We start from the raw sequence: 13788 nt of genomic DNA, 5'->3' as shown, positions 1-13788 counted from the left end.
TGTCCTCCGTCAGCCCCCGGCGGGCTGCTCCGGAGACAGGTACGGAGCGACATCGCTCCCGGATGCAGGGCGTCCTTCCGATCCCGCGCGTCAGCGCTCCGAAGGCGTGAGCGCCGCCGTCGGCAGGCCCAACTCGCCCACCCTCCTCCGCAGCCTTCCGACTTCGCCCGCCGTCATCGTGGGGCTTCGGGACAATAGAGCCGGAAACTCCCCGTCGGCCGTCGTGGCGATCATCCAGCTGTAGTCGTCGGCGTGATCGATCACCCAGTAGCGCTGACGGATCAGGCCGCCGAAGAAACTGGCCTCGAACTTGGTGTTCTGGGGCGGGTTCAGCACCCGCGCCGTGGTGTCGAAGGTCTGGATCCGCCCGGTGCGGGATCCGCGATGGCAGGTCTGGCGGATGGAGAAGCGACCATCCTCCCGCCGGGACCAGACCTGGCTGGCCGCCCAGCAGTTGCGCTGATGGTTGTTGGGCGTGCGCAGGATTTCGTGCCAGCGCCCCATGAAGCGATCGAGGTCGACCGAGCGGACAGGTTCGGGCGCCGCCCACGCCGAGGTCGGGATCAGGATGAGGATGGCGGCGATGAAGGCGAGGGATCTAGGCGACACGGGCGGGGTCTCCATGAACGGGGCTGCCGGCCGAACGGCGCGCGACGGTGACGGCTTGTTCTGGCGGCGGCGGCCGTGACCGAAGGCGCATGCCCTTCAGAAACAGCTTCAGCGCTTCCCAATGGATGCCGGCGACCACCTTCACCGTGAGCAGGGGGTGTGAAGCCCAGGCGGCCAAAAGACGGGCGTCCGTCAGCGGCGACCAGCGCCCGACGAAGGCCGCCGTCAGCATCGATCCTTCGTTGCCGTCGACATCGATGACCAGCCGCGTCGTTTCGCCCGGAGGTTGGACCCGAAAGCGATAGCTCAGATTCATGTCCATGAAGGGTGACACGTAGAACTGCTTGTCGATCGTCTGACGCACGAGGGCGCTGTCGGGATCGTCGACGGAGATCAGATAGCCGTGCCGTTCGCCGAACGTGTTCGAGACCTCGTACAGGGTGGCGACCAGGCCGCCGTCCGCGCGATGGCAGAAGTAGACGCTGATCGGATTGAAGGCGTGGCCCAGCACGCGCGGGATGGTCAGCAGGCGGATCGGACCATCGGCGGGCAGGCCGGCGGCGCGCAATCGCTCTCGAACCTGCGCCTGCAAGGGGCGATCGCTTCCGTCGCCGTGGTCCGCTTCCCGAAACCCGACCAGTCCGAACCGGCCGCTGGACAACCAGCGCCGCGCGGCCAGAAGCGCCGGCGCCTGGTCCAGGTCGATCAGCAGCATGAAGATGCGATAGCGCAGCGCATGCCGAACCGGTCGATGGCGGGCGTGGGTGACCACGCCGTTGTACAGGCCGAAAGCCGGATATTCGGCCGCGCCTTCCATCAGGCCGCTTCCGCCAGGCGGGGGCGCGGATGCAGGACGATGCGGCCGCTTTCGTCGGCGACCGTCCAGGGCCGCCGCACCCCGCCCAACTGCTCGGCGACAGCCAGGCCGGCCTGCAGGCCGTCCTCGTGGAAGCCCGAGCCGAACCAGGCGCCGCAGAACCAGATGTTTCCGTCACCCTGCAGCGACCAGAGCTCTTGTTGCGCCGCCAGGCCCGCGGCGTTGAACACCGGATGCTCATAGTCGAACTCGGCCAGGGTCAGGTCCGAGCGGGGCTCATGCAACGGGTTCAGCGTCACCATCAGCGGCCCGCCCGGCAACGACTGCAACTGGTTCATCCAGTAGGTGACGCCGCCCGCCGAGCGGTCGTCGCCCCGACGGCTGACATGGTTCCAGGCCGCCCAGGCGGCGCGGCGCTTGGGCATCTGACGGACATCCCGGTGCAGGACCGCGCGGTTGCGCTGATAGGGGAGGGCGCCCAGCAGCCGCCGCTCTTCGGCGGAAGGCTGGGCGAGCAGGCGCAAGGCCTGATCGGCATGGACCGCGAGGACCACGGCGTCGAAATGGTCGGGGCTGTCCGCGGTGAAGACGGTTGCGCCCGTCGCGTCGCGGAGCACGCCCTGCACGGGGCTGCTCGCACGGACCTGCCCCTGGAACGCCTGTCTCAGGCGGGAAACGTAGGCCCGGCTCCCGCTATCGACAGTGCGCCAGTTGGGCCGCATGTCCACCTCCAGAAGCCTGTGGTTGCGGTAGAACCGGACGAAGGCCGCCGCCGGATAGTCCGCCATCTGCCGCGACGAGGCCGACCAGATCGCGGCCGCCTGCGGCAGCAGGTGGTGATCCATGAACATCCGGCCGTAGCCGCCCTGGTTCAGGTATTCGCCCAGCGAGATGCCGGACGTCTCCAGCACCGGCAGGTCCAGGGGTGCCCGACGGTGGAAGCGCTTCAGATCGGCCAGCATCGACCAGAACCGGGGGCTGGTCAGATTGCTCTTCTGCGCGAACAGGCCCGCCGCGCCGTGGCTGGAGTATTCGAAGTCGCCGTCGTCAACCGACACGGCGAACGACATATGCGCCGGCTTGGTAGGTGCGCCGAGGTGCGAGAGCAGGGCGGTCAGGTTGGGATAGTTGGGCTCGTTGTAGACGATGAAGCCCGTATCGACGGCGATCTCGCCGGTCTCTCCCGCCACAGCCACAGTGTTGGAATGGCCGCCCAGTCGCCCGTCGGCCTCGTAGAGGGTGACGTCGTGGGCCTGGGACAACAGCCAGGCGCAGGACAGGCCGGATATCCCCGCGCCGACGACGGCGATCCGGCGTGGCGGCTGTTGGCTGGACGGCATGGAGGCGGCTCCGCTGGAGGTCATCGCCGGGAGCTACGGATCTCCTGGCGATCCGGATGCGCATCCGCCGTCGCGGGTCGCGCGTAGCTGTCTGCGAACACCTGTCGGAGAGCTGATCCCATGATCCTGTTGGCCGCCGCCCTCGCCGCCGCCGCGCTGATGACCCTGGCCTGGGTCGTGGTGCGCGTGACCGGAAGCGGCGGATGGACAGATGTCTTCTGGACGGGGTCTGTCGGACTGCTGGCGGCCTGGGCGGCGCTGCAGCCGTCGGAAGGCGCATCGCCGGTCCGGCAGGTGATCGTCGCTGCCCTGGTCGCCATCTGGGCGGTCCGGCTCGGCGGCTACATCTTGGCGCGGACCTGGCGAAGTGGCCACGTCGATCCGCGCTACGAGACGCTGAAGCGTGCGTGGGGCGGCTGGGGTTTGAAGGCGTGGGGCTTTCTGATGATCCAGGCCGCTACGATCCTTGTCCTTGTGGTCGCCGCTCGCGCCGCGGCTGTGCGTCCCGACGCCGAGGTCGGCTGGCGCGAGGGGCTGGCGGTCGCCATCCTTCTGGTCGCGGTGGCCGGGGAGGGGGCGGCCGATCGGCAGATGGCGGCGTTCCGCCGGAGCCCGGCCAATGCGAACAAGGTAGCCGACGTCGGCCTGTGGGCCTGGTCGCGCCACCCGAACTACTTTTTCGAATGGCTGGGCTGGCTGGCCTATCCCGTCATGGCCCTGCAGCCTGGCTATCCGGCCGGCTGGCTGTCGCTGCTCGCCCCGGCGCTGATGTGGTGGCTGCTCAGCCACGTCAGCGGCGTGCCGCCGCTGGAAGCGCAGATGCTCAAGACCCGCCCCGACGCCTATCGCGCCTACCAGGCTCGGGTGTCGCGCTTCTTCCCTCGTCCCCCGCGTCCCATCGCCTGAAAGCGAGACCGCCATGTCCCTGACAGCCCTGATCCGCTCGTTCCAGGACGCCCCGGCGCCGGACTTCGTCACCCGTCCCGCCATAGCGGGCATGGTCGCCGGCGCGCGCCGACGCCTGGCGACGGATACGACTTCCGACCAGGGCTTCGCCCGCGAAATGGCGGAGCGGGCGATCGCCGAGCACACGGACGCCGCCAACAGCCAGCACTACGAATTGCCAGCGGAGTTCTTCCGCATCTGCCTGGGGCCGCGCCTGAAATACTCCTGCTGTCTGTATCCCACGGGCGCCGAGACCCTGGCCGAGGCGGAGGACGCCGCGTTGGCCGAAACCTGCGCCCACGCGGGCCTGGGCGACGGCCAGTCGGTTCTGGAGTTGGGCTGCGGCTGGGGCTCGTTGTCGCTCTGGATGGCCGAACGCTTTCCGGGGTCCTCGATCACCGCCGTTTCGAACTCCAACGGCCAGCGCCGCTTCATCGAGGATCAGGCCCGGGCGCGCGGTCTGACGAACCTGACCGTCCTGACCCGCGACATGAACGCCTTCGAGACCGCGGACCGCTTCGATCGGATCGTCTCGGTCGAGATGTTCGAACACATGGCCAACTGGCGCGCCCTGCTGGCCCGCGCCCGAACCTGGCTGAAGCCGGACGGCGAACTGTTCATCCACGTCTTCAGCCACCGAGCCACGCCCTATCGCTTCGACGTGACGGATGCGTCGGACTTCATCGCCCAGCATTTCTTCACCGGCGGCGTCATGCCCAGTCACGGCCTGATGCGCCAGTTCGACGACCTGTTCGAGATCCAGCAGGAATGGCGATGGAACGGCCTGCACTACCGTCGGACGGCCCTCGACTGGCTGGCCAACATGGACGCACAGCCGCATGCGGTGGATCGCATCATGCGCGCGACCTACGGCCGGGATGCGCGGCTGTGGACCCGGCGCTGGCGACGCTTCTACCTCGCGACCGCCGGGCTGTTCGGGGACAACGTCGGCGAGGAATGGGGCGTCAGCCACTATCGCCTGAAGCCGGTCGGGGGACGCTGAGATGCGCTATGCGATGGCCTATGTCGGAGCCGCCGTGACGATGGGCGTGCTCGACGGTCTGTGGCTGACGATCATGAGCGGCCGCCTGTATCGGCCGGTGATCGGTTCGATCCTGGCGGACAAGCCCGACCCGGTCGCGGCAGGCGCCTTCTATCTGCTCTATGTCTTCGGGGTTGTCTTCCTGGCGGTGCTCCCTGGGCTGCGGGAGAATTCGCTCGGCCGCACCTTGACGGCCGGAGCGGTCCTGGGCTTGGTCGCCTATGCGACCTACGACCTGACCAATCAGGCGACGCTCAAGGTCTGGGCGACGCATCTGACCCTGATCGACCTGGCGTGGGGAACCTTCGTGACGACGGCGGCGGCGCTGGGCGGTCACCTGCTGGCCCGCCGGTTCGGCTGACGTCCTCCGTCCGGGCGCGTTGCGCTGGCCGGGGACCTATGCCAGCGTCCGGGCGTGTCCGCATCCGCCCCGCCTTCGATCGCCGACCAAAGGCGAACAGAACTGGCGTCCGCCCTCCGGCGGACGGCGTCCGGCGACCGCGCGGCGCTGGAGGAGATCTACCGGTCGACCTCCGGGAAACTATTGGGCGTGGTGCTCCGTATCTTGCCCGACCGGCAAGAGGCCGAGGACGTACTGCAGGACGTGTATCTCACCGTGTGGCGCAAGGCCGACATGTTCGACGCCGAACGGGCCAGCCCCATCACCTGGCTGGCGGCCCTGGCGCGCAACCGCGCCATCGACCGCATCCGGTCGCGAGGCGGGCGCCGCTTCGTGTCGGACGATGTCGTGGCCGAACAAGCCGACGCGGCGCCGCTGGCCAGCGAGCAGCTGGAGACGGGCGAGGACGCGGCGCGGCTCAAGGCTTGCCTCGAGCAGTTGGAACAGGCGCGGGCGGAGGGCGTGCGTCAGGCCTTCTTCGGAGGACTGACCTACGAGACTCTCGCCCGACGCGCCGGCGTGCCCCTGGGGACGATGAAGAGCTGGATGCGCCGGTCGCTGCTGCGCCTGCGCGCCTGCCTGGGCGGCGCCCATGTCTGACCAGCCGCTGGATTTTACCCCTGAGGACGAAGCGGACCTGACGGCCGCCGAGTACGTCATGGGCCTGCTCGACAGCGACGCCCACGCCGCCGCGGCGGCCCGGGCCGACCGCGATCCGGCGTTCGCCACGGCGGTCGTCGCATGGGAGAACCGGCTGACCCCTCTGGTGGACGGCGTGGCGCCCGTCGCGCCGTCCCAGAGAGTTTGGGCCGGTATCGTCCGAGGCCTGCCGAGGAACCGCGCTCAGCAGAAACCGTGGTGGGACAGTCTCGCTCTCTGGCGCGCCGCCACAGCCGTGGCCACGGCCGCCGCCGTCGCGCTGGCCGTTGTGATGTTGACGTCGGACCGCGCCGTCACGCCGCCCCCTGAGCGACCAGATGCGCTTCAGCCTCTTCTGGCCAGCACCCGGATGCAGTCCGAGACCGGTCGCGTCCTGTTCGTCATCACCCTGGATCAGGCGCGCAACCGCGTGATCGTCACGCCGGTCGATCCGGACGGCCAGCCTGGCCATTCGCATGAGCTGTGGCTTCTGCCCAAGGAAGGCGCGCCGGTTTCGCTGGGCGTGATGCCCGACGACGCCAGCGCGGCCATGTCCGTCACGCTGCCGTTGAGCCCTGATGCTTCGCTGGCGATATCGGTAGAACCGGAGGGCGGGTCGCCGACCGGCCTTCCGACAGGTCCGGTTGTCGCGCAGGGGCGTCTGACGCCGCTCTAGAAGCGCGATTGCCTAAGAACGTCGGCAATGAAGCACGGAGGTCTTGGTCCGCTTCCAGCCCAACGTCGTCGGAGGCTTTGCGTCGTTCGCGGAGCCAGGCTTAGACCTCGTTCAGGTCCCAGACCACGCAGCGTGGCGTCAGGCTGAAGCGGCGCGGAAACTGGCCCTTGCCTTCGAGGTCGTAGATCGTGGTGTCGGCCAGGGGGACGATGCGGCGCAGTTCCGCGCGGCGGACGAATCTCGGCAGTTGGGTGTTCGGCTTGTTGTTGGATCTGTCGGTCACAAGGAGGGTCCACTCAATCGCCCGAAAATGGGCGAGAGCCCCGTGGCCTCCAAGTCTTCAGACGGTATGACGGAAGCGTCCACCGATCATGAAATTCCTCCTTCCTGGCTGGCGAGAGAGGGCCGGAGTCGACGAAAGAGGTCCCGATAGCCCGAAGAATGCACGCAAGTGTGATGTGGAAAATTTCCCCTATCAGATCATGAGCTTGTTTCGCCGTCGGTCTGCTGTGAGGTGCAGCTAACTGCTCCGCCCGTATTCCTCAGCGAACTCAGCGACTTGCCGAAGCGCGTGCGATCGAGTGGGAGTAATTCCCCTCTGACCTCGTAAAGGTCTGCTTGCCGGGCTTACCGAGCGTTAGCCCCGGGGGCGACGATCGCGTGCACGGCCTTTCGGCATCGCGACCATGCCGGCAATGATCTGCTTCCCCGGGAAGTCTTACAGCCGGGCCGTTCACGGCGGCGGCGCGGCATCTCGCAGGCAGGCGAGCGCCAGGGCTTCGGTTGCGTCGAGCAGGACGTCGCTGTGCTCGGTCGGCAGGGCCAGCGGCAGCTCCGTACAGGCCAGAATGACGGCGGCGCATCCCTTCTCACGGAGGCCGGCCACAGCGTTCCGGAGCGCTGCGGTCGCCGCGGCCGGTTCTCCGGCCTTCACTCGCCGGATGGCGTTCATGACCGACCGCTGGCCATGCGGCGTGGGCGTGGCGCAGGCGTAGCCGAATCTATGAAGCCGCCGTTGATAGATTTCAGCCTTGAGCGTTCCGTCCGTGGCGAGCAGGCCGACGATGTCGCCCGGGGCCAGGCCTCTGGCGCTCAACGCCGCCGCCACGGCGTCGACGATATGCAGCAATGGAAGGTGCGTGGCGCCTTGCAGCGCGTCGAACCAGAAGTGAGCGGTGTTGCAGGGGATCGCCACCCTCTCGACCCCGGCGTGCTCAAGAACGCGCAACGCTTCCCGCATCGCTGGAAGAGGGGAGAGGCCCGAGCCGATGATGGCGGCCGTTCGATCGGGTATCTGCGGCAACGAGGCGATGACGGTCGGAAGGTGTTCCTGGTCCGATCGCGCTAGCGTCAACCGGATCAGCTTCGCGTAGAAATCCGCCGTGGCCAGCGGCCCCATTCCGCCGAGCACGCCTAGCCGCCGAGGGGTGGTGATCCGCACTTTCTCGAAGGGGGCCGGGAAACTCATCATGGACGCGCCCGGGGTGGAAACCGCGCTGCTGATTCCGGTCGTTTCTTGAGGAAGGCGGGCGATCCGACATCAAACCCCGAGAGCCGCCGGACGTGTCCTCGCGAGGCGGACGGGTCGAGAGGCGTCGCGCCTCGGCAGGGGGAAGAAAGATGTTCAAACACGTGTCTGGAGACGGGCCGCCCGTCGGACCTCCTCCAGGCGACGTTCGGAAGGCCCTGACGAGCCTGCCGCTGGTGCTTGTCGCCATCTTCGCGCGAGCCGGCGTGCATGTTCCGGTCTACCCTCATAGCCATGAGCGGGGCGTTTGGTGTTTCCGCCTGGGACGCGCCCGCTATCTGGAAGTCGGCGAGGACGGATCCGAGCGCTGGATCCGCGCGCCCCAAAGCCTGCGTGAGCGGCTCACGCCGTTGATCGCGTTGGCGCGGGTGATGGCGGAGCCCCCGTCGCCGCCTCCCGATTGATGACTCCGGCGGCGAGGAAGCCGCCGTCGACCGCGAGCACGTGGCCGGTGATGTAGCTCGCCCGCGGCGAAGCCAGGAAGAGCGCGGCGTGCGCCACCTCGGCGGGCGTGCCGTATCGGTCCATCGGGATCGACCGCGTATAGTTCGTCCGCGTTTCCGCCGAGTGCATTCTCGCGACCAGTTCGGTCTCGATGGCGCCGGGCGCCAGCGCGTTGACCGTGACGCCCGTCGGGGCGAGCTCGACGGCCAGCACCTTGGTCAGCATGATGAGGCCGCCCTTCGCCGCCCCGTAGGCGGCCCTGCCGGTCCCGCCCGCGACCCCCGCCGTCGACGAGAGCACCACGATGCGCCCGTAGCCGCGGGCGCTCATCGCCCGCCCCGCGGCCCGCATGCAGTAGAAGGACCCGCTCAGGTCGATCGAGATCAATCGTTCCCAGTCTTCGTCTGAGGTTTCCAGGAAGCGCCGCTCGACGCCGACGCCGGCGCTGTGGATCAGGATGTCGAGCCGGCCGAAGCGCGCGAGCGTATCCGCGACCAGGTGATCGCACTCGGTCGACTTCGCTATGTCCAGGCTGATCGCGTGCGCCGAGCGCCCCTCCGCCTGCAGGGCGGCGGCGAGGGCCTGGGCCGTATCGCCGTCCCGATCGGCGATGACGACGCCGGCTCCCGCTGCGGAGAGGGCCTCGACGGCGGCGCGGCCGATGCCGCTGGCGCCGCCGGTCACGACGGCGATCTGGCCCTCGAGATCAGATCCGCCCATCGGTTTCCTCCAGCAGGGGCGCGGCGACGGCCGCGAAAGCCCGAAGAGCGGCGTCGATGTGCTCGTCGCTGTGAAGGGCGGAGAGCTGGACCCTTATTCTGGCCAGGCCCTTGGGGACGACCGGGAACGAGAACCCGGTGACCAGGAGGCCTGCTTCGAAGAGCCTGGCGGCGGCGAGTTGCGCCGCGCGCGCGTCGCCGAACATCACCGGCACGATCGGCGTCGTCCCCTCCAGAACAGGCAGGCCGATGTCCTCGATCCCGGATCGGAAGCGCTGCGTCGCCCGCGCCAGCCTGCCGCGCAGTTCATCGCCCTCGGGGGAGCGCGCGATCCTGATCGCTTCCAGCGCGCCGCCGCAGACGCTTGGAGCAAGAGTGTTGGAAAACAGATAGGGGCGCGCTCGCTGGCGGATCAGGTCGGCGACCTCTCGCCGGGCGGCGATGAAGCCGCCCATGGCGCCGCTCAGCGTCTTGCCGAAGGTGCCGGTGACGATCGCCACCTCGCCCGGGGCGTCGAACATGGCGGGCGTGCCCCGGCCGCCGGGGCCGAGATGCCCGGTGGCGTGACAGTCGTCGACCATGACGAGGGCGTCGAACCGCTCGGCCAGGCGGCGGATGTCGCCGAGCGGGGCGTACTTGCCGTCCATCGAGAACACGCCGTCCGTCGCGATCAGGATCGCCTGGGCGCCATCGGAGCGCGCCTGGACCAGCTGCGCCTCGAGATCGTTCATGTCGCCCGATGCGTAGCGGTAGCGCCTGGCCTTGCAGAGGCGGACGCCGTCGATGATGCTCGCGTGGTTGAGGCTGTCGGAGACGATCGCGTCGCCTTCTCCCAGCAGCGGCTCGAAGACCGCGGCGTTGGCGTCGAAGCAGGAGGCGAAGAGCACGGCGTCCTCGAAGCCGAGATAGGCGGCGATCTCCGCCTCCAGTTCCTTGTGGATCTCCTGGGTGCCGCAGATGAAGCGGACCGACGCCAGCCCGGCGCCGTGATCCCGGGCGGCGCGGGCCGCGGCCTCCCGGACGCGCGCGTCGCCGGCCAGGCCGAGATAGTTGTTGGCGCAGAAATTGAGCACCGCCCGGGGGTCGCCTCGTGCGTCGCGGACGAGCGTCTCCACGCCCTGGGGGGCGGCCAGCACGCGTTCGGGCTTGCCGAGGCCCTCGGCGTCGATGCGCGCGAGCTCGGTCCTGATCCTGGCGTAGAACGGTTCACTCATGGGGCTTCTCGATTGGCGTTGGCGACGGGCTCGGGGTCAGAAGAAGGTCTCGACGATCTCCTCGATCCGGCCGTCGTCGTCGACGAGCGCCAGGAACCGCCACTTGTCGAAGGTGGTGCAGGGGTGCGAGACGCCGACGCCGACGCGATCGCCTGCCCGCAGGGGATGATCGGGCGGGGTCCGCAGATAGGCGTGCTGGTCGTTGAGGCGCAGGACTTCGAACCCGTCGCCGATGGGGCGCGGCCGCTCGTCGCCGTCGGCCGGGGCCCAGAGGATGGGGACGGGCAGGCCGAGGTCGTAGGAGACGTCCCGCTTGCCGAGCGTCAGGATGCTGAGATCGGGCTGTGGTCTCGATTGCACATGGCCCCAGACCTCCAGCGCCGGCTTGAAGGGTTCGGCGATGGCGAGGCCGGAGCCGCCGTCCGTCCGGCTGGCGGCGTAGAAGCCGTGGTCGTCGGTCAGATAGCAGCCGCTGCGCAGCACGATCTCCGCGTCGAAGTCGAGGCGGGCGCGGAGGACGCGCACGACCTGTTCGAAATGGCTGGACCCGCCCGCAGTGACGATCGGCCGCCGCACCGCGAACAGGCCTTCCGCCGACGTCGCGTTTGCGAGGCGCGCGGTCTCGTTCAGCAACTCGCCCACCCGCCGTGAAATCTCCGGCTTGTCGGCGCCGGCGAAGGCGCCCTCGTAGGTCTCGACTCCCCGAAGCTCCAATCCGGGCGACGCGGCGATGCAGCGGGCCAGTTCGAGGGCGGCATGGGGGTCGCGGACGCCCGTCCGCCCCCCCGCGGCGCCCATTTCCACCAGGACGCCCAGCGGCCGCGCCTTTCGGCGTTGTCCGATTTCTCGCCGCAGCAGATCCAGCCCATCCTGGCCGTCGACCAGCACGGAGACCTCGAACGCCGGGTCTCGGTCGAGCTCCGACGCCAGGAACCGGATCGCCAGCGGGTCGACGAGCTGGTTCGCGAAGATGATCCGCGTGATCCCGTGGTCGCGGTAGAGGCGGAGGTGGTCGATCGTGGCGGCGGTGAAGCCCCATGCGCCATCTTCCGCCTGAAGCGCCAGAAGCTGCGGGGCCAGGGTGGTCTTGCCGTGCGGGCACAGTTCGACGCCGGCCCGGCGCAGGTAGTCGCCCATGACGCGGCGGTTGTGATCCAGCGCCGAGCGGCGGATCAGGCAGAAGGGCGTGGGCAGATCGCGCAGCGCCCGCCAGCCTTGGCGGACGACGTCGCCGCGCCGCACGCCCGCGGCCGCGAGCGGCAGCCCCTTGCCTCGCGACGGCAGCGGCGCGGCGCGGAGGTCCGTCAGGTCGAGTTTTTGCGCGATGAGCGTCATGGCGATCTCACGGGTTCGTCGAAGCGCCCCCGGATGCGCGGGCCGACATCGTGCTTCATCATTGTGAATTTTCCGAAGCGCTAAATTGCATGTTGATAATTTCCGATGCAACAATCAATTTGATTTTCGTGACGGGCGTGCCGAGAGGGGAGCGCCGTCCCTTCAAAAAGGAGAGCGGGTGGGCGACTTGTCCGATACGTGCGTCGACGTCGTGGTGATCGGCGCGGGCATGGCCGGCGTCTCGGCGGCGAGCCATCTCGCGACCGACCTTGCCGTGGTGGTCCTGGAACAGGAGGTCCAGGCCGGTTTCCATGCCACGGGACGTTCGGCCGCCCTGTTCTCGGAGGTCTACGGCAATCGGGTCGTCCGTGCGCTTTCGCGCGCCAGTCGTCCGGTCCTCTTCGGCGACGACGAAAGCTTCTGCACCACGCCGCTGGCGAGGTCGCGCGGTTCGCTTTGGATCGGCCGGCGGGACCAGGTCGCGGCGCTGTCGGCCTTTGCCGCGCTTCCGGACATCGCGCCCGCCACGCATGAGCTCGACGCTCGCGAAACGGCGGCGCTGTTTCCGATCCTGCGTGCGGACTACGCCGTTCGGGGCCTGCTCGAGCCATCGGCCAGCGACATCGACGTCGACGCGCTGCATCAGGCCTACATCCGGGCTTTCCGGCGGCGGGGCGGTCGGTTGATCACCGACGCGAGGGTGGACGCCCTGTCGCGGGAGGGAACGCGATGGCGCGTACGGTTCGGCGCCGAGTCGATTCTCGCGGACGTCGTGGTCAACGCCGCCGGCGCCTGGGCTGACGAGGTGGCGGCGCTGGCCGGCGTGCAAGGCGTCGGAATCAGACCGCATCGCCGGACGGCGCTGCTGGTCGATGCGCCGGCGGCGCGCGACATCGATGACTGGCCAATGGCGATCGACATCGACGAAACCTTCTACATCAAGCCCGACGCGGGAAGGCTTCTGCTCTCGCCGGCGGACGAGACGCCCTCGCCGCCATGCGATGCGCAGCCCGAGGATTGGGATGTGGCGGTCGCCGTCGACCGGGTTCAGACCGCCACCACCCTGGAGTGCCGCCGCATCGTCGCGAAATGGGCCGGCCTGCGCAGCTTCGCGCCGGATCGCAGCCCGGTGGTCGGTTATGACGAGACTTCACCCGGCTTCTTCTGGCTGGCGGGGCAGGGGGGCTACGGCATCCAGACCGCCCCGGCGTTGGCCCGGATCGCCGACAGCCTCGTGCGTCATCGGGGGATCCCGGAAGACCTCGGCGCGGACGTGTCGAGCTTCGATCTGTCGCCGTCGCGCCCGCGCCATTCCGCGGACTAGGGGGACGCGAACCGGGCGCGCGTACCCGCTAACGGTTGTCAGGATCGGAAACCTGGCTTACCGATTGACGCAATGGACAGCACGGAACCCGATCTCGGCAAGCGCCTCAGAGCCCTTCGTCAGCAGAAAGGCTGGAGGATCTCGGACGTCAGTCAGATGACGGGCCTGGCCGTTTCGACGATCTCCAAGGTCGAGAACGGCCAGATGTCGCTGACCTACGACAAGCTGTTGCAGCTTGCCCGCGGCCTTTCCCTCGACTTCACCGACCTTTTCAAGTCGGAAGCGCCCGCGCCCGCGGGCACGGCGGTGACCGGGCGTCGAAGCGTGGGGCGTGTTTCCGAGGCGGTGCATGTTCCGACGGGGCCATACGATCACTGGTACTTGAACACCGATCTGTCCCATAAGCACATGACGCCGATCGTCGGCGAAGTGCTCGCGCGAACTCTGGAAGAATTCGGCCCCCTGGTCACGCACCCAGGCGAGGAATTCATCTATGTCCTCGAGGGCAAGATCGCCGTTCACACGGCGTTCTACAGCCCGGTCGTCCTCAACCAAGGCGAGTCGATCTACCTCGACAGCACAATGGGCCACGCCTATCTCGCCGCCGACGATGGTCCCTGCCGCTTCCTCGCCCTGTGTTCCGGCGATCTCTCCGACTACGGCGAGCAGTTCGAGGGGCGCACGACGCCGACCAAGGCGCCGGCGCGTCTGTCGACCAATCGCAAGGCGGCCAAGACGCCGACCGGATAGGCCGCC

The 13788-nt window shown here is 68.7% G+C and carries 15 protein-coding genes; 7 read left to right on the top strand and 8 right to left on the bottom strand.

Features of this window, described 5'->3' with window-relative positions; translation table 11 throughout:
* Positions 1 to 90: 90 nt before the first annotated feature.
* The 3 genes from CSW64_RS13660 to CSW64_RS13650 are packed head-to-tail and all read right to left on the bottom strand — an operon-like array spanning position 91 to position 2766.
* On the bottom strand, positions 91 to 609 hold the full coding sequence (locus CSW64_RS13660) for a lipocalin family protein (protein ID WP_172448561.1): 519 nt from the start codon (positions 607 to 609) through the stop codon (positions 91 to 93).
* Positions 599 to 1426: a DUF1365 domain-containing protein gene (locus tag CSW64_RS13655; RefSeq protein ID WP_099622630.1), complete on the bottom strand. Its 828-nt coding sequence runs from the start codon at positions 1424 to 1426 to the stop codon at positions 599 to 601. Before CSW64_RS13655 ends, CSW64_RS13660 begins: the two co-directional genes overlap by 11 nt.
* Entirely contained in the window at positions 1426 to 2766 is a 1341-nt protein-coding gene (locus CSW64_RS13650; RefSeq protein ID WP_099624249.1) for an NAD(P)/FAD-dependent oxidoreductase, read from the bottom strand. The genes CSW64_RS13655 and CSW64_RS13650 overlap by 1 nt, the downstream gene beginning before the upstream one ends.
* Before the next feature lie 120 nt (positions 2767 to 2886).
* On the opposite strand from CSW64_RS13650, the gene CSW64_RS13645 reads away from it, so the two are divergent.
* Genes CSW64_RS13645 through CSW64_RS13625 form a run of 5 tightly spaced genes read left to right on the top strand, consistent with a single transcriptional unit; the run spans position 2887 to position 6468 of the window.
* Positions 2887 to 3672, top strand: a complete 786-nt coding sequence (locus tag CSW64_RS13645) for a DUF1295 domain-containing protein (RefSeq protein ID WP_099622629.1) — start codon at positions 2887 to 2889, stop codon at positions 3670 to 3672.
* Positions 3673 to 3685: 13 nt separating this feature from the next.
* Positions 3686 to 4714, top strand: coding sequence for an SAM-dependent methyltransferase (locus tag CSW64_RS13640; protein ID WP_099622628.1), 1029 nt, complete (start codon positions 3686 to 3688; stop codon positions 4712 to 4714).
* A gap of 1 nt (position 4715) precedes the next feature.
* Positions 4716 to 5114 (top strand): DUF2177 family protein, encoded by a 399-nt coding sequence (locus tag CSW64_RS13635; protein ID WP_099622627.1) that lies wholly within the window; start codon positions 4716 to 4718, stop codon positions 5112 to 5114.
* Between the two features lie 54 nt (positions 5115 to 5168).
* A complete protein-coding gene (locus tag CSW64_RS13630; protein ID WP_245863699.1) occupies positions 5169 to 5753 on the top strand; it encodes a sigma-70 family RNA polymerase sigma factor in 585 nt (194 codons plus the stop codon).
* On the top strand, positions 5746 to 6468 hold the full coding sequence (locus CSW64_RS13625) for an anti-sigma factor (protein WP_099622626.1): 723 nt from the start codon (positions 5746 to 5748) through the stop codon (positions 6466 to 6468). The genes CSW64_RS13630 and CSW64_RS13625 overlap by 8 nt, the downstream gene beginning before the upstream one ends.
* A gap of 100 nt (positions 6469 to 6568) precedes the next feature.
* On the opposite strand, the gene CSW64_RS13620 is transcribed toward CSW64_RS13625, so the two are convergent.
* The 5 genes from CSW64_RS13620 to CSW64_RS13600 form a co-directional block, all read right to left on the bottom strand.
* Entirely contained in the window at positions 6569 to 6751 is a 183-nt protein-coding gene (locus CSW64_RS13620; RefSeq protein ID WP_245863698.1) for a helix-turn-helix transcriptional regulator, read from the bottom strand.
* A 450-nt stretch (positions 6752 to 7201) separates the two neighbouring features.
* Positions 7202 to 7936: a cysteate racemase gene (gene cuyB / locus CSW64_RS13615; protein ID WP_099624246.1), complete on the bottom strand. Its 735-nt coding sequence runs from the start codon at positions 7934 to 7936 to the stop codon at positions 7202 to 7204.
* A gap of 402 nt (positions 7937 to 8338) precedes the next feature.
* Positions 8339 to 9160, bottom strand: coding sequence for an SDR family NAD(P)-dependent oxidoreductase (locus CSW64_RS13610; RefSeq protein ID WP_099622625.1), 822 nt, complete (start codon positions 9158 to 9160; stop codon positions 8339 to 8341).
* Positions 9147 to 10373, bottom strand: a complete 1227-nt coding sequence (gene kbl, locus CSW64_RS13605; protein WP_099622624.1) for a glycine C-acetyltransferase — start codon at positions 10371 to 10373, stop codon at positions 9147 to 9149. The genes CSW64_RS13610 and kbl overlap by 14 nt, the downstream gene beginning before the upstream one ends.
* Positions 10374 to 10409: 36 nt before the next feature.
* Entirely contained in the window at positions 10410 to 11708 is a 1299-nt protein-coding gene (locus CSW64_RS13600; protein WP_099622623.1) for an alanine racemase, read from the bottom strand.
* A gap of 178 nt (positions 11709 to 11886) precedes the next feature.
* Here CSW64_RS13600 and CSW64_RS13595 point away from each other — a divergent pair, with 178 nt between their 5' ends.
* Positions 11887 to 13032, top strand: coding sequence for an NAD(P)/FAD-dependent oxidoreductase (locus CSW64_RS13595; RefSeq protein ID WP_216361174.1), 1146 nt, complete (start codon positions 11887 to 11889; stop codon positions 13030 to 13032).
* 72 nt (positions 13033 to 13104) lie between these two features.
* Positions 13105 to 13782, top strand: a complete 678-nt coding sequence (locus CSW64_RS13590) for a helix-turn-helix domain-containing protein (RefSeq protein ID WP_099622622.1) — start codon at positions 13105 to 13107, stop codon at positions 13780 to 13782.
* Positions 13783 to 13788: the final 6 nt, after the last annotated feature.

The sequence above is a fragment of the Caulobacter mirabilis genome (assembly GCF_002749615.1).
In the GTDB taxonomy this organism is placed as follows: domain Bacteria; phylum Pseudomonadota; class Alphaproteobacteria; order Caulobacterales; family Caulobacteraceae; genus Caulobacter; species Caulobacter mirabilis.
Note: the sequence above shows the minus strand (reverse complement) of the source record. Positions and strands in the feature narration are given on the sequence as shown.